This is a genomic window from Photobacterium sp. 53610 (assembly GCF_036409375.1).
Lineage (GTDB): Bacteria > Pseudomonadota > Gammaproteobacteria > Enterobacterales > Vibrionaceae > Photobacterium.
Genome location: NZ_JAXOFS010000009.1, coordinates 43,589 through 65,318 on the forward strand (window position 1 = coordinate 43,589; position 21,730 = coordinate 65,318).

Sequence of the window (21,730 nt, forward strand, 5' to 3'; positions counted from 1 at the left end):
AAAGGACATGCCCGGCTTTACCTGAAAGGAAAGTTGAGGTCATAATGATAAGAAAATCAATTCATAATGGAGTATGTGATGGCCAAAGTGGGTGTTGTACAGATGAATTCCGGGCCGGATCCTGAGGTGAATCTGGCGCAGTTGAAGAAGAAGCTGAAAGGGTTACAGCTCCAGGGCGCCAAGCTCGTTGTGACCCCGGAAAACTGCCTGGTCTTTGGGACGCGTCAGGATTATGAACGTCATGCGGAGCCTCTGGGCAACGGACCTTTACAATCTGAACTGGCGGCAATCTCGAAGCAGCTGGGGATCTGGCTGCTCATTGGCTCGATGCCGGTTCGTCGCGATGATGGTGCTATGACGACCACAGCGCTGCTGTTCAATGATCAGGGAGAGCTGGAGGCGCATTACGACAAACTGCATATGTTTGATGTGGAGGTGGCCGATCGTCACCACAGCTATCGGGAGTCGGATACCTTCCGGCCGGGTGGTGCGGTCCGGGTTGTGGAAACACCTTTCGGCAACATCGGGCTGTCAATCTGTTATGATGTGCGTTTTCCGCAGCTCTACAGTGTGCTGCGGGCTCAGGGCGCAGACATTATCGTTGTCCCCGCAGCCTTCACGAAAGTCACTGGTAAGGCGCACTGGGATATCCTGCTGCGCGCCAGAGCGATCGAAACGCAGTGCTGGATTGTGGCAGCCGCGCAGTGGGGCGAGCATAACCAGGGCCGGGAAACCTGGGGGCACTCCATGATTGTGGATCCCTGGGGACAGGTGGTTGCCTGCCAGGAGCAGGGAACGGGCGTTGTCGCCGCGGAGATCGATCTGGGCCTGAGTGAGCAGATTCGAACCAATATGCCATTGCTGCAACATACCCGATTTCAGGTGCAGCAGTGCAACACAGAAGAGTAAAGGCAATGATGCTGGAAACCGTAGAACAGACCATGCTGGCCCAGTCCGGACTTGAGCGTAAAGATCTCAGCCAGATTCTGGCCCTGATGACCGCCCGTAATGTGGATTATGGCGACATCTATTTTCAGTCCAGCTGGCATGAGTCACTGGTCCTGGAAGACAGCATTATCAAGGATGGTTCATTCAATATTGACCGGGGTGTCGGGGTTCGTGCGGTCTCCGGTGAAAAAACCGGATTTGCCTATTCGGATCAAATTAGCAAGCTGGCTCTGACGCAAAGTGCGAAAGCAGCGCGCGGGATTGCGCGCAGCGGCGGAGAAGGGAAAGTCAAAACACTGGCAGCTTCTCCGGTGCCTGCGGTCTACGCTCCGGTCAATCCGCTGGAAAGTATGGAACGGCAGGATAAAATCGCCCTCCTGAAGGAAGTAGATGCTTATATTCGTGCCAAAGAACCACTGGTGAAAGAAGTTTCCGTCAGCATCAACGGTGTCTATGAACAGGTGCTGGTGGCTGCCATTGACGGTACTTACGCCACAGACATCCGTCCGCTGGTCCGTTTTTCGGTCAGCGTGCTGATCGAAAAAAATGGCAAGCGGGAAAGCGGCAGTGCGGGTGGTGGCGGCCGGTTCGGCTACCAGTACTTTAAGACGGAAACGGATGGTAAATCTGTTGCCCTTCAGTATGCCGATGAAGCCTTGCGTCAGGCATTGATTAATGTAGATGCGGATCCGGCACCTGCCGGAACCATGCCGGTGGTCCTTGGGGCCGGATGGCCTGGTGTATTGCTGCATGAAGCTGTGGGCCATGGCCTGGAAGGCGACTTTAACCGAAAAGGCTCTTCCATGTTCTCCGGTCAGATGGGACAGCAGGTGACCTCCAGCCTGTGTACCATTGTGGATGACGGCACCCTGGCAGATCGTCGTGGCTCTCTGAATATCGATGATGAGGGCACACCGGGTCAGTACAATGTGCTGGTGGAAGGCGGCAAGCTGAAAGGTTATATGCAGGATAAACTGAATGCGCGCCTGATGGGGGTAAACCCGACGGGGAACGGTCGCCGTGAATCCTATGCGCATCTGCCGATGCCACGCATGACCAATACTTATATGCTGCCGGGCGAGCATACCCCGGAAGAAATTATTGCCAGTGTCTCGAAAGGTATTTACGCGCCGAATTTTGGCGGTGGTCAGGTCGATATTACTTCAGGCAAGTTTGTGTTCTCCGCGTCTGAAGCGTATTTGATTGAAAACGGTAAAATTACGCGTCCGATTAAAGGTGCGACGCTTATCGGCAGCGGTATCGAAGCCATGCAGAAAGTGTCGATGGTCGGTAATGATCTGGAGATTGACCGCGGGGTTGGCGTCTGCGGCAAAGCGGGTCAGAGTGTTCCGGTTGGCGTCGGTCAGCCGACGCTGAAACTGGAATCGATGACTGTGGGTGGTACACAGTAAATTCTGTAGTATTGCGACCGAAACAAGCATAAAAAAATGCCAGCGAAATGCTGGCATTTTTATTCGCAGCAAAGCGTATCGGATACATCAGTCAGTGATGTACAGACCTTTCAGGATCTGGAAGATCTCGCGATAGGCTTTGGCGGGTTTGTTCTGTGCTTTTTCTTTGTTAGCCATGCGAACAAGCTGACGCAGTTGCTGACGATCAGCTTCCGGGTGAGCATCCATCACTTCATTGATGACGCTGTCGCCGTCGTCAATCATGCGATCCCGCAGGGTTTCCAGCTTGTGCAGTTGTGCAGTGACCTGAGCATGTTTGTTGTTCAGTTTATCCAGTGCAGTCTGAATCGGCTCAATGTCTTCATTTCGCATGAGTTTGCCAATCAACTGTAACTGGCGACGATAAGCTTCCTGCTTGAACCGGTGCGCATCTTTAATGGCACGCAGCAGGTCTTCGCTGACCGGTACTTTTGCCAGGGCATTTGGCTTGAGCTTGACCAGCTCTTCGCCCATTTTCTGCAGGGCTTCCATGTCACGTTTCATCTCGGATTTACTGACCCAGATGATTTCCTCTTCCTCTTCCCAGGGGGCTCTCTTGTTTTTACGACTCATAACAGGCTCATGACTGACTTCAATGTCTCTATTTTATCAGTTTCAGGTTGAATTTGGGCGCATTTTAATTCCCTTGAGTGTTATCCTTAGGAAAACAGTACAGATTAAATGATGGCTATGGATGTGAAACAACAAGTCGCTCAGCAACGCCGCGAGCTGGAACAGGCAGTCGCCCGAGCTCTGGAACTGGCTGGTCAGCAGGCAGATGCTGCCGAAGTGGCGATTAACAAGTCAACAGGGATCAGTGTCTCGACGCACCTGTGTGAGGTTGAAAACGTTGAGTTCAACAGTGATGGTGCCATGGGGATTACCGTGTACCGCGGCCAGAAAAAAGGCAGCGCCTCGACTTCTGATCTCAGCGAAGCCGCGATAGCTCAGACTGTGGCTGCGGCGCTGGAAATTGCCCGCCATACCTCGGAAGATCCTTATGCTGGTCCCGGCCCTGCGGAACTGATGGCCCGGAATATTCCGGATCTGGATCTTTTCCATCCGGATGAACCCGAGCCGGATCATGCCGCTTCTATCGCAATTGCTGCCGAACAGGCTGCGCTGGATGCTGACAGCCGGATCAAACAAAGTGACGGTGCCAGTTATGACAGCCACTACGGCGTTCGGGTTTACGGTAATAGCCATGGCATGCTGGCCAGTTATGCGAGCAGTCGCCACAGCATCAGTTGCAGCGTAATTGCGGAAGGCAAAAACGGGGATATGGAGCGAGATTACAGCTACACGCTGGCGCGACGTACTTCTGATTTGTGGTCGCCGGAGCAGGTCGGGCGCCATGCTGCCGAGCGTACCGTCAGCCGTATTGATCCACAGAAACTGACCACCCGTCAGGCGCCTGTGATGTTTGCATCGGATATTGCGACCGGGCTGTTTGGTCATCTGGTGATGGGGATCAGCGGTGCAAACCTGTACCGGAAATCGACCTTTTTGCTGGATATGCTGGATGAGCAGATTTTTCCGTCCTGGCTCAATATCAGTGAGCGGCCGCACCTGCTGCGCGGATTGGCCAGTACGCCTTTCGATAGTGAAGGTCTGGCAACTCATGACCGGGAAATTATTCAGGATGGGGTTTTGAAAACCTACCTGATGACCAGCTATGCAGCCCGGAAACTGGGGCGTCAGCCAACGGGACATGCCGGTGGTATTCACAACTGGTTGGTGTCCAGTACCGGTGAAGATTTTCAGGCGATGCTGCGCAAGCTGGATACAGGCTTCCTGGTGACCGAGCTGATGGGGCAGGGCGTGAACATTGTGACCGGTGATTATTCCCGTGGTGCAGCCGGTTTCTGGGTCGAGCGGGGCGAAATCCAGTTCCCGGTCAGTGAAGTCACGATCGCTGGCAATCTGAAAGACATGATGACCAACATTGTGGCGATCGGCACAGATACGGAAACACGCAGCCAGATCCAGACTGGATCGGTCTTGCTCGAATCAATGAAGATCGCGGGCGAATAACAGCGTTTAGCGTATAAAATTGTCGTATAAAAAAGGTCTGGCAGTGCCAGACCTTTTTTGTTTCTGTGCTGTCACTTGTCAGGTGATAAAGACGGTTGCAAGGCCGAGGAAGACCGACAATCCGACAATGTCGGTAATGGTGGTCAGTGCCATGCCGCCTGCCAGTGCGGGGTCAATGTCCAGTTTCTTGAGAATAATGGGGACACCGACACCAGCCACCCCGGCAACCAGCAGATTAGTCATCATGGCCCCGGCAATAATACCGCCCAGCATCACATTGCCTTTCCACAACATGACCACACCGCCAATGATACAGGCCCAGAGAATCCCGTTGATCAGGCCGACCCGGGCTTCTTTGCTCAGCAGCCAGCGGGTGTTGGAATCCCCGATGTGGCCCACGGCAAGACCACGGATCACCAGGGCGACGGTCTGGTTGCCAGCCACACCGCCCATGGAAGGCACAATCGTCATCAGGACGGCAATGGCTGCCATCTTGTCCAGTGTATCTTCGAACATATTGGAAACCGATGCCGCAGCCAGGGCTGCCAGAACATTCACACCCAGCCAGATACTGCGGCGACGGGCTGATTTCATCACGGGGGCAAAGGTGTCTTCGTCGTCATCCATACCCGCCATACTCATCATGGAGTGTTCGGCATCTTCACGGATGATATCAACCACATCATCAATGGTGATCCGGCCGACCAGCTGATTATTGGCATCAACGACCGGGGCTGACAGCCAGTTTCGGCGCTCGAACAGATTCGCGACTTCGCTGTCGTCCATGTCGACATTGATGGCTTCATCCGGGTCGTCCATCACTTCGCTGATTTGTACATCAGGCTGGGTCGTGATCAGCGTGGCGAGTGAGAGGTGACCAATCAGTACATTATTTTCGTCAACTACGTACAGGGCGTCGGTCGCTTCCGGCAGTTCGCCTTTCATCCGCAGGTAACGCAGCACTACATCTGCGGTTACATCGCCGCGAATTGTGACGAAGTCGGTACTCATCATACCGCCGGCGCTTTCCTCCGGATAGGCCAGCGCCAGTTCGATCCGGTGTCGATCGGCGGCATCCATTTGCGCCAGAACTTCCTGGAACCGCCGGTCCGGCAGACTACGCAGGACGTAAGCGACGTCATCGCTTTCCATACCTTCAGCAACGGCCGCCAGCTTTTCCGGGGCCATCATGGCGACGATGCCGTCTTTGACATCTTCAGACAGTTCGTCGAGGATCTCGCCTTGTTCTTCCGGATCAGTCAGTTGCCAGAGCACCTGGCGCTCTTTCGGCGGACAGGCTTCAAGCAGGTGAGCAATGTCTTCCGGCTCCATATCCTGCAGCATTCGCCTGACGTGCACGAACATCCCTCGTTCCAGGGCCTGGTTGACTTGTTGCAGCGTCTGGTGGGTCTGATCTTGTTCGAAAACGTCCGCCATGAGAACTACCTTGCTTCGTGAATATGTCCGGCGCTCAGATGAAAGCGGACGGAAAATGGCGCAATAAGCTGAATATTAACGCAATAATGTGTCCTTTGTCTCATTGGATCTGAAATCTTACTGAGATTTCACCAGATGGCGGGACAATTCCGGAAGAGTTTGAAAAGCGGTAGAGTATCGTTAGAAAGGTTCATATTGCCGAAATTCAAAGCGATTTCAGCACAATTCGCGGCAAATGATTTGTTCACAAAGCAACGGGACAGCGGTCAGCTATCTTCATCAAAGCCGTTTTCAATCAGGGAAGTGACGGCTTCCAGCGCGGCACTGGCATCACTGCCTTCAGCGCTGACGGTGATTTTCTGTCCCTGCGCCGATTCCAGCATCAACAGCCCCATCACACTGTCCGCGGTCGCAGACTTGTCTGCGTTGGTGACGGTGACGGTCGATTCAAAGCTCTGGGCCAGTTCGACCAGTTTGATTGCAGCTCTGGCGTGCAGGCCCAGGCGATTTTTGATGAATAGTTCTCGGCTGACTGTACTCATGCTCAATGCTTCTGTTTTGTCTGTTGTTCCAGGGTCCGGTGCCGGATCTGAACCTGCTGGCCCTGATGCCGGAAATACTCTGCCAGTTGCTGGGCGACATAGACCGACCGGTGCTGACCACCGGTGCAGCCAATGGCAACCGTGACATAACTGCGGTTGTTTTTCTCCAGCATCGGCAGCCAGTTCTCCAGGAAGTTACGGATCTGATAGATCAGCTGGGAAACTTCATGGTGGCTGGCGAGGTAATCCTGAACAGCACTGTCAAGGCCCGTCTGTGGTTTCAGTTCCGGAACCCAGTGCGGATTAGGCAGGAAACGAACATCAAAGACGAAGTCTGCATCGGTCGGCAGACCGTGTTTGAAGCCGAAGGATTCAAAGACCATCACCAGTTCACGGGATTCACGTCCCAGTACCCGGGCACGCACGGTCTCACTCAGATCATGAATCGACAGCTGTGTGGTATCCAGCACCAGATCAGCCTGTTCCTTGAGATTGGCCAACCAGGCGCTTTCTGCCTGAATGGCTTCTTCCAGGCTCATATTCTGGCGGGATAATGGATGCAGACGCCGGGTTTCACTGTAGCGCTTCACCAGGGTTTTATCGTCTGCATCGAGAAACAGCAGGCTGACATCTGCCTGCTGACGTACATCGTGCAGAACGCCACTGGTAATATCGTGATCGGCCGGCATATTGCGCACATCAACGCTGACAGCAACATTCTGGGTGAGCGGGTCCAGTGTTTTGATCAGATCGGAAAGCAGGTGAACCGGCAGGTTATCGACACAATAGTATCCGAGGTCTTCCAGTACCCGCAGGGCAACTGATTTTCCTGAGCCTGAGCGGCCACTGACTATCATCAATTTCATGACGGGCTTTCCTTGTGCCGGTTAAGAGGGCTCTGTGGTCATGATCTGGTAAAGCTCTTCGTCGCTTTTCGCGGCCCGCAGCTGTTTCAGGATGGTTTTATCACTGAGTTTTTCGGCCATACTGGACAAAGTTTTCAGGTGCTCTTTGCATTGAGCATCCGGAACCAGCAGTGCAAACAACAGATCGACCGGTTGATTGTCGATGGCATCAAACTGAATGGGTTGCTGGCATTGGATCAGAACAGCAATGGCTTGCTCACTGTCGCTGATGCGGCCATGGGGTATCGCGATGCCGTTACCGATCCCGGTGCTGCCCATTTTTTCCCGGTTCAGCATGCACTCAAACAGTGGCTGAGGGTTTTGGTTTAAATGTTGGCCGGCGATTTCGCTGATAATTTCCAGCGCGCGTTTTTTGCTGGAGCAGTGGACTGCACTCTTGGTGCAGTCCAGGCTTAATACTCGACTCAGTTGCATGTTAATGACTATTGAGTTTGTCTTTATGTTTGTTTAGTTGACGGACCAGTTTATCAGTTAATTGGTCAATTGCAGCATACATATTTTCAGAATCTGCTCTCGCATGGATTTCACCGGCGTTAATGTGAAGGGTCGCCTCGGCGATTTGCTGCAATTTCTCCACATTCAGGACCACATGCACGTTGTTAATCTTATCGAAAAAGCGCTCCAGCTTATCGAACTTGGTTGTCACATATTCACGCAGCGAAGGGGTGATTTCAATGTGGTGACCAGTGAGATTAATTTGCATAGACATCTTCCTCCTTTTGCAGCCTCTCTCCTCAGAGCAGGCGCTTTCTTTGGCTTGAAGGCGGGATACCAAGCGATTCACGGTATTTGGCAATAGTACGTCGGGCCACCATGATGCCTTGATCCGCCAGTAATGTCGCTATTTTGCTATCACTCAAAGGTTTGGCCTGATTTTCGGCCGCAACCAATTTCTTCACCAGTGCTCGGATCGCGGTGGAAGAACATTCACCCCCGTTATCCGTACTGACATGGCTGGAAAAGAAGAATTTCAACTCAAAGATACCCCGGGGGGTATGCATATATTTCTGCGTTGTGACCCGGGAAATGGTGGATTCGTGCATATCGACGGCCAGTGCGATGTCGTTCAGAACCATCGGCTTCATGGCTTCTTCGCCGTATTCGAAAAAGTCCTGCTGGTGCTCCACGATGCAGCGGGCAACTTTGAGCAGGGTTTCATTCCGGCTTTCCAGACTTTTGATCAGCCACTTGGCATCCTGCAGGTGACTGCGAATAAACTGGCTGTCTGCGCTGTTCCGGGTGTGTTTACTCAGCGCTGCATATTGCTCATTCACCCGCAGGCGAGGCACGCTGTCGGGGTTGATGGTGACCACCCACTTGCCTTTGTCCTTGAAGACGGACACGTCCGGAACAACATATTCGGTCTCAGAGGCGACGACCCGGTTTCCGGGACGCGGATCCAGCGAGTGGATCAGGGACATCACGTTTTTCAGCTCGTCTTCCTTGAGCTTGGTATCGCGCATCAGCTGGCGGTAATCACGGTTTGCCAGCAAGTCGAGGTGTTGAGTCAGAATCGTTTTGGCTTCATTCAGCCACGGAGTGTCTTCCGGATAGGTTGCCAGCTGAAGTAACAGGCATTCTTGAAGGCTGCGCGAGGCAACACCGAGCGGGTCAAACTGCTGAACCCGTTTCAGCACGGCTTCGACTTCATCAAGCTCGATGTTTTCATCGCCCATGCTCTCAAGAATGTCTTCACAACTGCAGGTGAGATAGCCCTTGTCATCAATGGCATCAATGATGGCGAAGGCGATGGCCCGGTCGGTATCGCTGAACGGGGTCAGCTCCAGTTGCCACATCAGGTAATCTTGCAGGGTTTCCGTGGTTTCCCCCTGATAGACCGGCATATCATCATCGGGGGCAATTCCGGTGCTGCCGGTGCCCGCGCTGTAGACGTCGTCCCAGGTGGTATCAACGGGTAAATCGGAAGGCATTTCCCGCTGTTCAATGACTTCAGAGGTGTCAAAGCTGTCACTGCTGATCTCGTCGTATTGTTCGACTGAATCATCCTTGCCGTTTGCACTTTCCGCACGGATTTCATCATTATCTGAGGATGTGGTGTCGTTGTCATGACTCTCGTCGAGCTCCAGCAAAGGGTTGGCATCTAAGGCTTCCTGGATTTCCTGTTGCAGGTCCAGTGTCGACAGTTGCAACAAGCGAATGGCTTGTTGCAGTTGCGGCGTCATTGCCAATTGTTGACCTAGCTTAAGCTGGAGCGAAGTTTTCATGTGTGTACAGACACCTTGTGATTATTGTATGAATCGCTTGTGGGTCAGCTTACCTCTCTTGTGCCCTTTTATCTATAACTATAGACGGAACTGGTCTCCCAGATAGACACGTTTCACATGCTCATCATTCAGCACTTCAGCGGGCGTTCCATGGGCGATGAGCTGCCCCTGACTGACAATGTAAGCATGCTCACAAACGTCCAGCGTCTCCCTGACATTATGGTCCGTGATCAGGACGCCGAGGCCGCGATCTCGCAGGTGTTCAATGATCTTCTTGATATCGATCACAGAGATAGGATCGACCCCGGCGAAGGGTTCATCCAACAGGATGAATTTCGGGTTCGCCGCCAGAGCACGGGCGATTTCAACCCGGCGGCGCTCACCACCGGACAGCGCCATGCCCTGACTGTTACGGATGTGCTGAATGTTGAACTCGTCCAGCAGTTCTTCCAGCTTGTCCTGACGTTCGGCTTTAGAGAGCTCAGAGCGGGTCTGCAGCACGGCCATCAGATTGTCATGGACGGTCAGGCGACGGAAGATCGATGCTTCCTGCGGCAGATATCCGATCCCCATCCGGGCTCGGTTATGCATGGGCTGCAGGCTGATGTCATGATCGTCAATAGTGATTGAGCCGGCATCGCGGGCGACCAGGCCCACAATCATATAAAACGATGTGGTTTTGCCAGCCCCGTTCGGGCCGAGCAGACCGACAATCTTGCCGGACTCCACTTCCAGGCTGACATCGGATACGACTTTGCGCCCGTTGTAACTTTTTGCCAGATGGGTTGCGGTTAACTTTGACATTCGTTCTCTTTATTTATGGTTTTTGCTTGAGCTGATTTGGCTGCAAAATCGTGATCACCCGCTGCTGACCGCCGCTGGTGGCAACCAGTTTCTGCTCATCAATCTTATAGCTGATGGTTTTGCCCTTAATTTCACTGCCTTCCTGAACCAGCACGGCTTTATCCGTCATTTTCAGGAACTCGGTGGCGGTCTCGTAGCGCATTTGCATCGCGGAACCATTGATTGGCTTGCCATCATCCATTTTCTGGAAAAATGTGGCGGGTGAGCCATAAGCATCAATGGTTTGCTGATCACCGTTCTGAGTCTGGCGGGTGACGACAATTTTGTCCGCGCGAATATCAATACTGCCCTGACGCAGCGTGACATTGCCGGTGAACGTCACCACATTTTTCTGGATGTCCAGTTCCTGACTATCCGAATTGATGTAAATTGGTTGTTCGGTATCGTTGCTTAATGCCCAGCCGGATGTGCTGACTGCCAGGCAAAGCAGGGCGCTAATTTTGCAAAGCTTCATATCTACCTTTTACATTGTTCATCAGGGTCGCCACACTGCGCTCCATATTGCCTTTCATGCCAATCCCTTCATTCTGAAAGGCGCTGCCGGTAATCGTAACCGGATCGGGCGTATCGAAATCTTTACTGATTAAATCCAGCCGCAGTGTATCTGTTTTTATCGCTTCAATGGCGGAGTCGGGTAACAGGTTGAAGATTCTTACATTACCAGACATCTGCAGGATGTGTTCTTTATTTAGTGTGGCGTGATTTGCACTGATACGCCATTCGGTTTCATCGCCGTCTTTGTAAACCCAAATCACCGGCTGCTGGAAATCCGTGTTGCCGCTGAGATTGAAATACTCCAGCGTCTCAGATTCGATCCGATAACTGCGAATGCCCGACTCGGTATATGAGGTATTTCTGACCCCAGTACCCGTGAAGATTGGTTTTTCAGTATCCGGGGCGATCTGTGTTTCCTGTTGCCAGTGTTTCTGGAGCAGGTAGTAACCGGTCCATGCGCACAGGACGATCAGGAGCGCATAGAGCAGCCGGTTAAACGTCATATGCTCAGTCCCTTATGCTGATCCAGCTCACCGCGTGCTTCCAGAATCAGATCGCACACCTCACGCACGGCGCCGTAACCCCCTTTGATCCGGGTGGTCAGCTTGGCGCGCTGTGCCAGAAGCGGATGGCCATCGGCAACACAAACGGACAGTCCGACTTCGGCCATGACCGGCCAGTCAATCAGATCATCACCGATATAGGCGGTATGTTCCGGCGCGATAGCCAGTTTTTCTGTGAGATCCCGATACGCAGCCAGCTTGTTGTCCTGTCCCTGATAGACATGACGGATCCCCAGTGCGGACATCCGGTCTTCGACAATTTGTGAACGGCGGCCGGTAATGATGGCGACTTCCACACCGGCCGCCATCAGAGATTTGATGCCGTAGCCGTCACGGGTATGAAAGGTTTTCAGTTCTTCACCGTGGTTACCCATGTAGATCCGGCCATCAGAAAATACCCCGTCCACATCGCAGATCAGCAGACGGATATTTTTGGCTGTGTTGAAAGTTGCATCCGGGACTGGCCCGTACAATGTTGTTTGCATGGCGTTTGTCATTACATTACTCCGGCTCTGAGCAGGTCATGCATGTTCAGAGCGCCCACCAGTTGCTGATCATCCACAACAAGCAGGCCATTGATTTTTCTTTCTTCCATCAGTTTCAGGCCTTCGGCAGCCAGGACCTGAGAGGAAATCGTGCTCGGATTCGGTGACATGACCTCACCGATCGGGGTCTGATGGATATCGATACGTTTGTCGAGCAGGCGGCGCAGGTCGCCATCTGTAAAAATGCCGCTTAACTGCTGGTTATCATCAACAATAGCGGTCATGCCAAGTCCCTGACGGGACACTTCCAACAGGGCATCTTTAATGCTGGCATCTTGATGGACGACGGGCAGGCGCTCGCCGCTATGCATGACATCGCTGATCCGCAGCAGCAGTTTTCGTCCCAGCGCACCGCCCGGGTGGGAAAGAGCGAAATCATCGGCGGTGAAGCCGCGGGCCTCCATTAGCGCAATGGCCAGCGCGTCGCCCATAGCCAGGGTTGCTGTGGTACTGGAAGTAGGTGCCAGATTTAGCGGGCAGGCCTCCTGAGAGACCGTAATCTGTAAATGCACCTGAGCCAGCCGGGCCATGGTGGATTCCGGTTTGCCTGTCATCGCAATCATCTGAATGCCCTGGCGCTTGATGACCGGGAGCAGGGTCAGAATCTCGCTGGCTTCGCCGGAATTTGAAATTGCCAGAACAATATCGCGTTTATCCAGCATCCCCAGATCGCCATGGCTGGCTTCTCCCGGATGAACGAAAAAGGATGGGGTCCCTGTGCTGGCCAGTGTGGCAGCAATTTTATTGCCGATATGGCCGGATTTGCCCATTCCCATCACGATCACTTTGCCCTGACAACGGCGAATCAGCCGGCAGGCTTCGCTGAAGCTGCCGTTGATATACTGGGACAGCCCCTTGAGGGCTGTCGATTCGATTTCAATTACGCGGCGGCCAATCCGGCCGTAGTCAAAGGAATCAGGCATAGTTTCGCTCTCTGTTAGGCTGACAGATTATAAAGCAGATAACCCTGGTAAGCGACAAAGCATAAAATCAGCACCAGGCCTTCAAAACGATTGATTCGGCGACGCTTGCCCAGCGCCATCAGAACCAGCAGGACAGAGACGCCCAGCATAATATAAAAGTCACGCCCCATAGCCAGCGGGCTGAGTACTGAAGGATTCAGCAGCCCCGGGATTCCCATGACAGCCAAAATGTTAAATACATTGGAACCGATGATGTTCCCGACGGCCATGTCATCCTCACCCTTGTAAATACTGGCGATGGATGCCGCTAGCTCTGGCAGGCTGGTGCCGACAGCAATGATGGTCAGTCCGATCACCAGATCGCTCATGCCGAAGTGTTTGGCAATGATGACTGCCGAGTCAACCAGCATGCCTGCAGCGTAAGGCAGCAGGACCAGACCGATAATGACCCAGACGACGGCTGCCATATTACTGACCCCGTCCGGGATTTCTGATTCCTGTTCTTCTAAGAGGATGTCTTGATCTTTATTGCTGTTGCTGTTGCTTTTGCTGATTTTCAGCATCGCCAGGATAAAAATGATAAAGAGAACAACCAGCAGGACACCTTCAAAGAACCCCAGATAGCTGTCCCATAGCAGTGCACCGGCAATCAGTGTGACCACCATCATCAACGGGAGTTCACGGCGAATAATCCCTGAACTGATGGATAAGGGCTTTAAAATCGCAGTCAGGCCCAGAATTAACGCAATATTGGCAATATTTGAACCCAACACGTTGCCGACGGCAGTATCGGTTTTGCCTGCCAGGGCTGCAGTGGCGGAAACCATCATTTCCGGGGCAGAGGAGCCCATTGCCAGAATCGTCATCCCGATAATCAGCGGGGCGACCCCCAGGTTTTTTGCCAAGGCTGCTGATCCAAAGACAAGACGATCTGCACTCCATACCAGTAACGCGAGTCCGATACAGAGCAACACGATGGCTTCAAGCATTATTATCCCTTATTTCATTTTTTCTGTGAGCGATTTTTAAGAGAGCAATTTTGACGTTTCACTGACGAAAATGGAAGGAAAAGCCTTGAGTATTTACGGCTCTGGTTGTGATCTTCGTGTGGGAATGGCTGACTTCCGCCGAAAATTACTGAAGTAAAAAATGAATTACGTCGGGTATTGGTTCTATTCAGGTCAGTTATGATATAAAAAACACGGTTCATAAAATGAGTTGTTGAACGGCAAGTGCAGCCAGTCCGACCGTTGGGCTGAAAAATCACAACGTTCTGACAGCCGCTGCCTTGAGTTGGCCGGGGATTCTACCTATGATCAACCCGACTCAGATAACTATTTAATAATATTCATTTATGCCTGTATTGCGGTTGATCCCGGATGGATTATCTCAGCAGGTGATTGGGAAGGTTATGACAGCAACCGAAGCGCTAATTCGAATTGAGCACCTGACGTTCTCACGGGGTGAGCGCAACATCTTTGATGATGTGTCGCTGACTGTCCCGAAGGGGAAGATTACCGCCATTATGGGGCCGTCAGGAATCGGTAAAACGACACTGCTTCGTCTGATCGGCGGGCAACTGATGCCGGATCAGGGCGGAGTCTGGTTTGAAGACCAAAACATTCCTTCTTTATCGCGCCGTGCCCTGTACCAGGTGCGCAAGCGGATGAGTATGCTGTTTCAGTCAGGCGCCTTATTTACCGATATGACGGTGTTTGACAATGTGGCTTTTCCGCTGCGGGAGCACACCGACTTACCGGAAGATCTGCTGCGCACGCTGGTCTTGCTCAAGCTGGAAGCGGTCGGATTGCGCGGTGCCGCCAACCTGATGCCGAATGAGTTGTCCGGCGGGATGGCGCGTCGGGCGGCACTGGCAAGAGCCATAGCTCTGGATCCAGACCTGATTATGTATGACGAGCCTTTTGTCGGACAGGATCCCATTACCATGGGTGTTTTGGTGAAGCTGATCCACAGCCTGAACCATGCCCTGGGCATTACCTCTGTGATTGTGTCGCACGATGTGCCGGAGGTAATGAGCATTGCTGATCATGTGTATCTGCTGTCAGGCGGAAAAATCATTGGCAGCGGAACCCCGGATGAGCTGAATTCAAACCCGGATCCCAGAGTCCGGCAGTTTCTGGATGGCAATGCGGATGGCCCCGTTCCTTTCAAGTTTCCTGCCCAGTCACTGGAGCAGGATTTGTTTAGTCAGCCGGTCTCTTAACTGCGTGATGAACACGACATCGCAAATAAAGGTATTTTCATAATATGTTAACGGATTTTGTTGCTCGGCTGGGACATCGTTCACTGTCCCGCTGCCGGACCATGGGACGGGCAACCTTGTTGCTGTTTGGTGCGCTGGTGAGTAAGCCGCAGCCTGCCAAAATGTTTCCGCTGCTGATGAAACAGCTCTATACCGTCGGTGTGCTGTCCGTCGCAATCATTATGGTTTCCGGTTTATTTATCGGGATGGTGCTCAGCCTGCAGGGGTATATCGTCCTGGTGGATTTTGGTGCCGAAACCAGCCTGGGTCAGATGGTGGCTTTGTCTTTACTGCGTGAGCTGGGACCTGTGGTCACCGCGCTGTTGTTTGCCGGCCGTGCCGGTTCGGCACTGACCGCTGAAATTGGTCTGATGAAAGCCACGGAGCAGATTTCCAGCATGGAAATGATGGCTGTCGACCCGCTGCGACGTGTAGTTGCGCCGCGTTTCTGGGCCGGGGTAATTTCAATGCCGCTGCTGGCAATGCTGTTTATTGCCATCGGTATCTGGGGTGGCCAGTTGGTTGGTGTGAACTGGAAAGGCATCGATCACGGCAGTTTCTGGTCTGTGATGCAGTCTTCCGTCGAATTGGGGTACGACATTGGCAACAGCCTGATCAAATCAATCTGTTTTGCGATAACCGTGACCTGGATTGCGGTGTTTAACGGGTTTGATGCCATACCGACATCTGAAGGGATCAGCCGGGCAACGACCCGGACCGTCGTGAATTCTTCACTGGCGGTACTAGGATTGGATTTTGTGCTGACAGCACTTATGTTTGGGAATTAATCATGCAACAGAACAGACAATTAGAATTATGGGTCGGCACCTTTGTCCTGGCAGGGATTGTTGCTTTGCTGGTGTTGATTTTTCAGGTCGCTGATGTGAAAAATCTGGGCGGCTCAGAAACGTATAACCTGAAGGCCCGGTTTGACAATATTGGCGGCCTGAAAGTGCGCTCTCCTGTGAAAGTGGGTGGGGTCACGATTGGCACCGTCAGTGATATTACGCTGGATACGACAACTTATGTTCCTGTCGTGACACTGGCGATTGATAAAAAGTTCGGTTACTTCCCAGAAACCAGTTCGGCTGCCATTCTTACATCAGGGCTGCTTGGAGAGCAGTATCTGGGAATGACGCCGGGCTTTGTTGATGAAGGCATTGTAATGCTGGAAGACGGCGACATCATTGAAGATACCAAATCCGCCCTGGTGCTGGAGGAGATGATTGGCCAGGTACTTTACAGCATTGGTAAAGATGGCGATGACTAAGGAATTCACAATGAAAGTATTCAAAATCTTCTGGCTTGCGATTCTTGCCAGTCTGCCGTTGTTTGCGAGTGCGGCGCTGGTTGATAAAACCGATCCGTATCGGATGATGGAAACCGTATCACAGCAGACATTTTCTCGTCTGAAAGCAGAGCAGGCGCAGATTCAGCGAAACCCTGAGCACCTGCGTACCGTGGTCCGCCAGGAACTGCTCCCTTACATCAATACCCGTTATGCTGCTTACAAGGTTCTTGGGCCTCAGTTGAAGCAGACCAGTAAAGAGCAGCGGAATGAGTTTGTGAATGCATTTACTGATTATCTGGTTGCTTCTTATGCACAGGTGCTGACGCAGTACACGGATCAGGAGATTCGGATCGAACCGGCCAAGAAAATACCGGCCAGCAGTTCGATCGTGTCGATTCGCGTGGATATCCTGGATCCTCAGCGCCCGCCTATTCGTCTGAATTTTAAATTACGTAAGAATAAGCAAAGCAACGAGTGGCAGGGTTATGACATGGTGGCAGAGGGTGTCAGCATGATCACGACGCAGCAAAGTGAGTGGAGTGGCCGGTTGCGGACTGAAGGAATCGACAAGGTGACCCGGGATCTTCGGGCGATTTCAGCTAAGCCAATCAAGCCAGAGGGAAAATGAGCATGAATCATGGATCCGTCCATTGGCAAGTGCTGGAAAATGGCCATTATCGCTTGTCAGGGGCGCTGGAACGTGACACAGTGCCAGCCTTTTGGCAGCAAAGACGTGAATGGATGCCACAAGATGCTAAGGTCACGATCGATCTGTCTGACCTGTCTCGGGTAGACTCTGCAGGCATGGTGATGTTGCTGCACCTGCAAAGGGAACTCAGTCAGGCAGGACGTCACCTGGTGTTGCAAGGAGTGCCGGAACAATTGTTAACGCTGCTCCGCCTTAGTCATGTCGACACGGTGCTGGCTGCCTGTATGGAAGTGTAGTTGAGGATAGCTTGTGGAAACATCTGAAATTAAACAAATTCTTGAGAATGCATTGGCGCTGGACGAAGTCATTGTGAACGGCGAAGGCAGCCACTATCAGGTGATTGCTGTTGGCGCGATGTTTGAAGGGATGAGCCGGGTGAAAAAACAGCAGGCGGTTTATGCCCCCCTGATGTCGCATATCGCCAGTAATGCCATCCACGCCTTGTCCATTAAAGCTTACACTCCGGAAGAGTGGGCGCGCGACAAGAAGCTGATGTCTTTGTAAGAGAAAACCAATGCAGAAGTTTCGAATTCAGGGCAATGGCCCTTTACGCGGCGAAGTCGCGATCTCAGGTGCTAAGAATGCAGCCCTGCCTATTTTATTTGCTTCGCTGTTAGCGGAGGAGCCGGTAGAAGTCGGCAACGTTCCTAAGCTGAAAGATATCGACACCACGATGGAGCTGCTGAGCCGTCTGGGTGCTAAAGTGGAACGCAATGGTTCTGTTTATGTCGATGCCAGCAATATTACTGAATATTGTGCGCCATATGATCTGGTGAAAACCATGCGCGCTTCTATCTGGGCGCTGGGCCCGCTGGTTGCTCGCTTTGGTCGGGGCCAGGTGTCTCTGCCGGGTGGTTGTGCCATTGGTGCACGTCCGGTGGATCTGCACATCCACGGGCTGGAGCAACTGGGCGCTAAAATCACCCTGGAAGAAGGTTACGTCAAAGCAGAAGTTGACGGCCGTCTGAAAGGCGCACATATCGTGATGGATAAAATCAGTGTCGGTGCGACTGTTACGATTATGTCGGCGGCGACGCTGGCTACCGGTAAAACCGTCATTGAAAATGCGGCCCGTGAGCCGGAAATCGTTGATACGGCTAATTTCCTAAATGCTATGGGTGCCAAAATCACCGGTGCAGGTTCCGACACTGTCGTCATTGAAGGTGTTGAGCGTCTGGGTGGCGGTTATCATGAAGTGCTGCCAGATCGCATCGAAACCGGAACATTCCTGGTTGCTGCGGCTATCTCTGGTGGAAAAGTGGTCTGCCGTAATACCCGTCCGTCTCTGCTGGAAGCAGCACTGGCGAAACTGGAAGAAGCTGGCGCCCTGATTGAAACCGGTGAAGACTGGATCAGTCTGGATATGACCGATCGTGAACTGAAAGCTGTGAATATCCGCACTGCACCGCACCCGGGCTTTCCGACCGATATGCAGGCTCAGTTCTCATTGCTGAACCTGGTGGCGAAAGGCACAGGGATCATCACGGAAACGATTTTTGAAAACCGCTTCATGCATATTCCGGAACTGATCCGGATGGGTGCACACGCTGAGATCGAAGGAAACACCGTGATCTGTGGTGAAACTGAAGGTCTGAGCGGGGCACAGGTTATGGCGACGGATCTGCGGGCTTCAGCCAGCCTGGTGATTGCTGGCAACATTGCCAAAGGCGAAACCATCGTTGATCGGATTTATCATATCGACCGCGGTTATGAGCGGATTGAAGAGAAATTGCGTGGTCTGGGCATGCAGATCGAACGTTTCAGCGAATAAGTTACGCATCTTAATTTTCCAGGCACGGTACGCTGTGCCTGGACACTTCTGCTTCATACCTTGAACACTTGCTGCCGCAGTATTCTCTTCACTTTTCTGCTTATCTGTCCGGCTCGTCGCCAATCAAAACCTTGAGCTTTTTAGGCTTACCGTTGCGCAGGACCGTCATTTCGACATAAGTCCCGGGGCGTAGTTCGGTGACAATATCCAGGACATTTCGCATGTCAGTCACTGGTTTATCGCCGATTTCCACCAGAATATCCTGGACCTTGAAGCCGGCTTTGTAAGCAGGCCCGTTGGGATCCATGCCCATCACGATAATCCCGCTGACCTGATCGGCATCATAAAGACGTGCCATCACCGGATTGATTTCCCGCCCGTCAATCCCGAGGTAGCCGCGGATCACCCGGCCGTCGGCAATCAGCTTGTTCATAATTTTCTGGGTCAGTTTGAACGGAATTGCAAAGGAGATCCCATAGGTTTCAATATCTGTCGCCTGCTGGAATGAAGCTGTATTGATTCCGACCAGTTCCCCGCGGGTATTGACCAGCGCACCGCCTGAGTTACCGTCATTGATGGCAGCATCGGTCTGCAGGAAGTCCTGGCGGCCGTAAAAGCTCATCCCGGATCGTCCGGTGGCCGAGATAATACCGTAAGTGGTGGTTTGGCCAAGGTTGTACGGGTTTCCGATCGCCAGCACCACGTCACCGACAGAAGGCATATAATCCGGATTGAGCGGAATGACGGGCAGGTTTTCCGCCTGAATCTTCAGTACGGCGATATCCGTGCGTTTGTCTTTCCCAATCAGCTGGGCGGTAAAAATCCGGCTGTCCTGCAGCGCGACAATCACCTGATCGGCTTCAGCGACGACATGATAATTCGTCACGATGTAGCCTTTTTCACTCATAATGACCCCGGAGCCCAGCCCCTGAGTACTGAGTTGCAGACGGTCTTCAGCGTTGTAGCGGCGGTTATAGATATTGACGACTGCTGGCGAGGCCCGGCGGACTGCATAGCTGAACGAAATTTGCTGAGGAACGGTGACCTGGCCGTTCAGTGCGGCCGTCGGGGAAAACATCTGGCTGCGTAGGCCCGGGAAAGCAAGTAGCAGTACTCCAGCCGTCAGTACGCCCAGCAAGGCGGATCGACCTAAAAATGCCAGCATTGATGCTCTCCTGATTGAACTGCACTTTGCTTTGATTGCAAAAAGTTAAAAAACCGCTTGAGAATAGCATTTACATCCAGTTTTCAACAAGCCGAAGCAGGCTGGAGTTGCGAGAAATGTAGAAATGTGAAAAGTCCGAGCAAAGGCCCGGACTGATGCTGAGTGCGGATGATTCATCGGATGATGAGGTAGAGCTCGTTATCGCCTCGTCTGATCTCCAGAGCCAGAACGGAAGGCTGTTTATCGAGTGCCTTACGCAGTTCTCCCAGATTCCGGATCGGCTGTCGGTTCAGACCGATAATGATGTCATCTTCTTTGAGTCCGTAGCGTGCAGCCATCGACTGAGGGTCGATGCGGGTGACTTTAACGCCTTTCACTTTGTCTGCAGACGTCGTGTTACTGAATTCAGCACCTTGCAGGCTTTGGTGCAGGTGATCTGCTTTCAGGTTCGCCATTTCGGCTTCTTGCAGGGTGACATCAAAGGTCATCTTGTCCCCGTCCCGCAGAACGCCGAGTTTCACTTTTTTACCGGCACCAATGGTCGCAATTTTGGCGCGCAGTTCCCCAAAAGTACGAATTGCTTTGTCATTCACAGAAACAATAATATCACCAGCTTTCAGACCGGCTTTTTCAGCGGCGGAGCCTGGCATCACCTGATTGACGAAGGCGCCATGGTTTGTTTCGTAGCCAAAGGCTTCGGCAAGCTCGGAGGTGAGTTCTCCCCCCTGAACACCCAGTACGCCACGTTTGACTTCACCATATTCAAGGATCTGGCTGGTCAGGTTTTTCACCATGTTGACCGGAATAGCAAAACCGATACCGACGTTCCCGCCGTTCGGGCCGAGAATCGCAGTATTGATGCCAATCAGCTCACCATTCAGGTTCACCAGCGCGCCACCGGAGTTACCGCTGTTGATGGCTGCATCTGTCTGAATGAAGTTCTCGAAGTTCTCAATGTTCAGGCCGCTTCGCCCCAGGGCGGAAATAATCCCTGAAGTGACGGTCTGGCCCAGTCCGAACGGGTTCCCGATTGCGACAGAGAAATCACCGACGCGCAGCTTATCTGAGTCTGCCATTTTGATGGCTTTCAGATTTTTGGTGTTTTCCAGCCGAAGCAGGGCAATATCTGACATTTCGTCGCTGCCGATGAGTTCGGCTTTCAGTTCCCGGCCATCATGGAGCTGAACCATGATTTTATCCGCACCGTCAATCACGTGATGGTTGGTTACCACATATCCTTTATTTGCATCAATGATGACTCCCGAACCCAGGCCACGGAACGGGCGTTCCTGCAACTGCTCGCTGGGAGCATTGGGCCCGAAGAAGTAGTGGAAGGGCTCAGGGATCTGTTGTTTGGAAACATGCTTGCCTTCGACGGCTATACTGACCACGGCTGGGGTGACTTGCTCCAGCATCGGGGCCAGGCTGGGTAGCTGCTGATCATTGACAGCCAGAGGAAGAGCGGCAGAGGCTGTGACAGGGGACATCACTGCGCTAATACTGAACGCCAGCGCACTCAATACAAGTAAAGGCTTTTTCATCGTGACTCAACTCCGGTTTAACAAGTGCTTATTACGA

The 21,730-nt window shown here is 52.6% G+C and carries 25 protein-coding genes; 10 read left to right on the forward strand and 15 right to left on the reverse strand.

The genetic code is table 11. The features are described 5' to 3' along the window. Positions 1–78: 78 nt before the first annotated feature. Together SPK40_RS18015 and tldD are read left to right on the forward strand one after the other, a co-directional pair. Positions 79–909: a carbon-nitrogen hydrolase family protein gene (locus SPK40_RS18015; protein ID WP_330961434.1), complete on the forward strand. Its 831-nt coding sequence runs from the start codon at positions 79–81 to the stop codon at positions 907–909. Between the two features lie 5 nt (positions 910–914). Next, a complete protein-coding gene (gene tldD / locus SPK40_RS18020; protein ID WP_330961484.1) occupies positions 915–2,360 on the forward strand; it encodes a metalloprotease TldD in 1,446 nt (481 codons plus the stop codon). An 87-nt stretch (positions 2,361–2,447) separates the two neighbouring features. Here the strand turns inward: tldD and yjgA are convergent, their stop codons facing one another. Then, positions 2,448–2,972, reverse strand: a complete 525-nt coding sequence (gene yjgA / locus SPK40_RS18025; RefSeq protein ID WP_248143879.1) for a ribosome biogenesis factor YjgA — start codon at positions 2,970–2,972, stop codon at positions 2,448–2,450. A gap of 117 nt (positions 2,973–3,089) precedes the next feature. Here yjgA and pmbA point away from each other — a divergent pair, with 117 nt between their 5' ends. After that, positions 3,090–4,433 (forward strand): metalloprotease PmbA, encoded by a 1,344-nt coding sequence (gene pmbA / locus SPK40_RS18030; protein WP_330961435.1) that lies wholly within the window; start codon positions 3,090–3,092, stop codon positions 4,431–4,433. A gap of 78 nt (positions 4,434–4,511) precedes the next feature. Here the strand turns inward: pmbA and mgtE are convergent, their stop codons facing one another. From mgtE to SPK40_RS18090, 12 genes are all read right to left on the reverse strand, one after another. Then, complete coding sequence (gene mgtE, locus SPK40_RS18035) at positions 4,512–5,870, reverse strand: magnesium transporter (protein ID WP_330961436.1); 1,359 nt, start codon at positions 5,868–5,870, stop codon at positions 4,512–4,514. 266 nt (positions 5,871–6,136) lie between these two features. After that, entirely contained in the window at positions 6,137–6,412 is a 276-nt protein-coding gene (locus tag SPK40_RS18040) for an HPr family phosphocarrier protein (RefSeq protein WP_248143881.1), read from the reverse strand. Positions 6,413–6,414: 2 nt separating this feature from the next. Then, positions 6,415–7,278, reverse strand: coding sequence for an RNase adapter RapZ (gene rapZ / locus SPK40_RS18045; RefSeq protein ID WP_248143882.1), 864 nt, complete (start codon positions 7,276–7,278; stop codon positions 6,415–6,417). A 21-nt stretch (positions 7,279–7,299) separates the two neighbouring features. Continuing rightward, on the reverse strand, positions 7,300–7,752 hold the full coding sequence (gene ptsN, locus SPK40_RS18050) for a PTS IIA-like nitrogen regulatory protein PtsN (RefSeq protein ID WP_248143883.1): 453 nt from the start codon (positions 7,750–7,752) through the stop codon (positions 7,300–7,302). A 1-nt stretch (position 7,753) separates the two neighbouring features. After that, complete coding sequence (gene hpf / locus SPK40_RS18055) at positions 7,754–8,041, reverse strand: ribosome hibernation promoting factor (protein WP_036749710.1); 288 nt, start codon at positions 8,039–8,041, stop codon at positions 7,754–7,756. A gap of 31 nt (positions 8,042–8,072) precedes the next feature. Then, entirely contained in the window at positions 8,073–9,563 is a 1,491-nt protein-coding gene (locus SPK40_RS18060; protein ID WP_330961437.1) for an RNA polymerase factor sigma-54, read from the reverse strand. 78 nt (positions 9,564–9,641) lie between these two features. After that, positions 9,642–10,367, reverse strand: coding sequence for an LPS export ABC transporter ATP-binding protein (gene lptB, locus SPK40_RS18065; protein WP_036749704.1), 726 nt, complete (start codon positions 10,365–10,367; stop codon positions 9,642–9,644). Between the two features lie 13 nt (positions 10,368–10,380). Next, on the reverse strand, positions 10,381–10,881 hold the full coding sequence (gene lptA / locus SPK40_RS18070; protein ID WP_248143885.1) for a lipopolysaccharide transport periplasmic protein LptA: 501 nt from the start codon (positions 10,879–10,881) through the stop codon (positions 10,381–10,383). Beyond that, positions 10,862–11,425 carry an LPS export ABC transporter periplasmic protein LptC gene (gene lptC / locus SPK40_RS18075; protein ID WP_248143886.1) on the reverse strand — a complete coding sequence of 188 codons (564 nt, stop codon included), beginning with the start codon at positions 11,423–11,425 and terminating at the stop codon, positions 10,862–10,864. Before lptC ends, lptA begins: the two co-directional genes overlap by 20 nt. Further along, positions 11,422–11,970, reverse strand: coding sequence for a 3-deoxy-manno-octulosonate-8-phosphatase KdsC (kdsC, locus tag SPK40_RS18080; protein ID WP_371929367.1), 549 nt, complete (start codon positions 11,968–11,970; stop codon positions 11,422–11,424). The genes lptC and kdsC overlap by 4 nt, the downstream gene beginning before the upstream one ends. Positions 11,971–11,981: 11 nt before the next feature. Next, positions 11,982–12,953: a KpsF/GutQ family sugar-phosphate isomerase gene (locus SPK40_RS18085; RefSeq protein ID WP_330961438.1), complete on the reverse strand. Its 972-nt coding sequence runs from the start codon at positions 12,951–12,953 to the stop codon at positions 11,982–11,984. Between the two features lie 14 nt (positions 12,954–12,967). Beyond that, on the reverse strand, positions 12,968–13,942 hold the full coding sequence (locus SPK40_RS18090) for a calcium/sodium antiporter (protein ID WP_330961439.1): 975 nt from the start codon (positions 13,940–13,942) through the stop codon (positions 12,968–12,970). 422 nt (positions 13,943–14,364) lie between these two features. Between SPK40_RS18090 and mlaF the strand changes: the two genes are divergently transcribed. The 7 genes from mlaF to murA are packed head-to-tail and all read left to right on the forward strand — an operon-like array spanning position 14,365 to position 18,987. Beyond that, positions 14,365–15,177, forward strand: coding sequence for a phospholipid ABC transporter ATP-binding protein MlaF (gene mlaF / locus SPK40_RS18095; protein ID WP_330961440.1), 813 nt, complete (start codon positions 14,365–14,367; stop codon positions 15,175–15,177). A gap of 44 nt (positions 15,178–15,221) precedes the next feature. After that, positions 15,222–16,004, forward strand: coding sequence for a lipid asymmetry maintenance ABC transporter permease subunit MlaE (mlaE, locus tag SPK40_RS18100; RefSeq protein ID WP_330961441.1), 783 nt, complete (start codon positions 15,222–15,224; stop codon positions 16,002–16,004). Between the two features lie 2 nt (positions 16,005–16,006). Continuing rightward, complete coding sequence (gene mlaD / locus SPK40_RS18105) at positions 16,007–16,486, forward strand: outer membrane lipid asymmetry maintenance protein MlaD (RefSeq protein WP_248143892.1); 480 nt, start codon at positions 16,007–16,009, stop codon at positions 16,484–16,486. Between the two features lie 10 nt (positions 16,487–16,496). Next, positions 16,497–17,135: a phospholipid-binding protein MlaC gene (gene mlaC / locus SPK40_RS18110; RefSeq protein WP_248143893.1), complete on the forward strand. Its 639-nt coding sequence runs from the start codon at positions 16,497–16,499 to the stop codon at positions 17,133–17,135. Positions 17,136–17,137: 2 nt separating this feature from the next. Next, positions 17,138–17,452 carry an STAS domain-containing protein gene (locus SPK40_RS18115; RefSeq protein WP_371929368.1) on the forward strand — a complete coding sequence of 105 codons (315 nt, stop codon included), beginning with the start codon at positions 17,138–17,140 and terminating at the stop codon, positions 17,450–17,452. 13 nt (positions 17,453–17,465) lie between these two features. Beyond that, on the forward strand, positions 17,466–17,720 hold the full coding sequence (gene ibaG / locus SPK40_RS18120; protein ID WP_248143895.1) for a BolA family protein: 255 nt from the start codon (positions 17,466–17,468) through the stop codon (positions 17,718–17,720). 10 nt (positions 17,721–17,730) lie between these two features. Beyond that, positions 17,731–18,987, forward strand: coding sequence for a UDP-N-acetylglucosamine 1-carboxyvinyltransferase (murA, locus tag SPK40_RS18125; protein WP_248143896.1), 1,257 nt, complete (start codon positions 17,731–17,733; stop codon positions 18,985–18,987). Positions 18,988–19,087: 100 nt separating this feature from the next. Here the strand turns inward: murA and degS are convergent, their stop codons facing one another. Continuing rightward, positions 19,088–20,152, reverse strand: a complete 1,065-nt coding sequence (gene degS, locus SPK40_RS18130; RefSeq protein ID WP_330961442.1) for an outer membrane-stress sensor serine endopeptidase DegS — start codon at positions 20,150–20,152, stop codon at positions 19,088–19,090. A 173-nt stretch (positions 20,153–20,325) separates the two neighbouring features. Continuing rightward, entirely contained in the window at positions 20,326–21,693 is a 1,368-nt protein-coding gene (locus SPK40_RS18135; protein WP_330961443.1) for a Do family serine endopeptidase, read from the reverse strand. Positions 21,694–21,730 lie beyond the last annotated feature (37 nt).

What these genes read in the sequence shown, in the direction of transcription:
- SPK40_RS18015 (WP_330961434.1), top strand. Translation starts at nt 79, where the DNA reads ATGGCCAAAGTGGGTGTTGTACAGATGAATTCCGGGCCGGATCCTGAG.
- tldD (WP_330961484.1), top strand. Translation starts at nt 915, where the DNA reads ATGATGCTGGAAACCGTAGAACAGACCATGCTGGCCCAGTCCGGACTT.
- yjgA (WP_248143879.1), bottom strand. Translation starts at nt 2,972, where the DNA reads ATGAGTCGTAAAAACAAGAGAGCCCCCTGGGAAGAGGAAGAGGAAATC.
- pmbA (WP_330961435.1), top strand. Translation starts at nt 3,090, where the DNA reads ATGGATGTGAAACAACAAGTCGCTCAGCAACGCCGCGAGCTGGAACAG.
- mgtE (WP_330961436.1), bottom strand. Translation starts at nt 5,870, where the DNA reads ATGGCGGACGTTTTCGAACAAGATCAGACCCACCAGACGCTGCAACAA.
- SPK40_RS18040 (WP_248143881.1), bottom strand. Translation starts at nt 6,412, where the DNA reads ATGAGTACAGTCAGCCGAGAACTATTCATCAAAAATCGCCTGGGCCTG.
- rapZ (WP_248143882.1), bottom strand. Translation starts at nt 7,278, where the DNA reads ATGAAATTGATGATAGTCAGTGGCCGCTCAGGCTCAGGAAAATCAGTT.
- ptsN (WP_248143883.1), bottom strand. Translation starts at nt 7,752, where the DNA reads ATGCAACTGAGTCGAGTATTAAGCCTGGACTGCACCAAGAGTGCAGTC.
- hpf (WP_036749710.1), bottom strand. Translation starts at nt 8,041, where the DNA reads ATGCAAATTAATCTCACTGGTCACCACATTGAAATCACCCCTTCGCTG.
- SPK40_RS18060 (WP_330961437.1), bottom strand. Translation starts at nt 9,563, where the DNA reads ATGAAAACTTCGCTCCAGCTTAAGCTAGGTCAACAATTGGCAATGACG.
- lptB (WP_036749704.1), bottom strand. Translation starts at nt 10,367, where the DNA reads ATGTCAAAGTTAACCGCAACCCATCTGGCAAAAAGTTACAACGGGCGC.
- lptA (WP_248143885.1), bottom strand. Translation starts at nt 10,881, where the DNA reads ATGAAGCTTTGCAAAATTAGCGCCCTGCTTTGCCTGGCAGTCAGCACA.
- lptC (WP_248143886.1), bottom strand. Translation starts at nt 11,425, where the DNA reads ATGACGTTTAACCGGCTGCTCTATGCGCTCCTGATCGTCCTGTGCGCA.
- kdsC (WP_371929367.1), bottom strand. Translation starts at nt 11,970, where the DNA reads ATGCAAACAACATTGTACGGGCCAGTCCCGGATGCAACTTTCAACACA.
- SPK40_RS18085 (WP_330961438.1), bottom strand. Translation starts at nt 12,953, where the DNA reads ATGCCTGATTCCTTTGACTACGGCCGGATTGGCCGCCGCGTAATTGAA.
- SPK40_RS18090 (WP_330961439.1), bottom strand. Translation starts at nt 13,942, where the DNA reads ATGCTTGAAGCCATCGTGTTGCTCTGTATCGGACTCGCGTTACTGGTA.
- mlaF (WP_330961440.1), top strand. Translation starts at nt 14,365, where the DNA reads ATGACAGCAACCGAAGCGCTAATTCGAATTGAGCACCTGACGTTCTCA.
- mlaE (WP_330961441.1), top strand. Translation starts at nt 15,222, where the DNA reads ATGTTAACGGATTTTGTTGCTCGGCTGGGACATCGTTCACTGTCCCGC.
- mlaD (WP_248143892.1), top strand. Translation starts at nt 16,007, where the DNA reads ATGCAACAGAACAGACAATTAGAATTATGGGTCGGCACCTTTGTCCTG.
- mlaC (WP_248143893.1), top strand. Translation starts at nt 16,497, where the DNA reads ATGAAAGTATTCAAAATCTTCTGGCTTGCGATTCTTGCCAGTCTGCCG.
- SPK40_RS18115 (WP_371929368.1), top strand. Translation starts at nt 17,138, where the DNA reads ATGAATCATGGATCCGTCCATTGGCAAGTGCTGGAAAATGGCCATTAT.
- murA (WP_248143896.1), top strand. Translation starts at nt 17,731, where the DNA reads ATGCAGAAGTTTCGAATTCAGGGCAATGGCCCTTTACGCGGCGAAGTC.
- degS (WP_330961442.1), bottom strand. Translation starts at nt 20,152, where the DNA reads ATGCTGGCATTTTTAGGTCGATCCGCCTTGCTGGGCGTACTGACGGCT.
- SPK40_RS18135 (WP_330961443.1), bottom strand. Translation starts at nt 21,693, where the DNA reads ATGAAAAAGCCTTTACTTGTATTGAGTGCGCTGGCGTTCAGTATTAGC.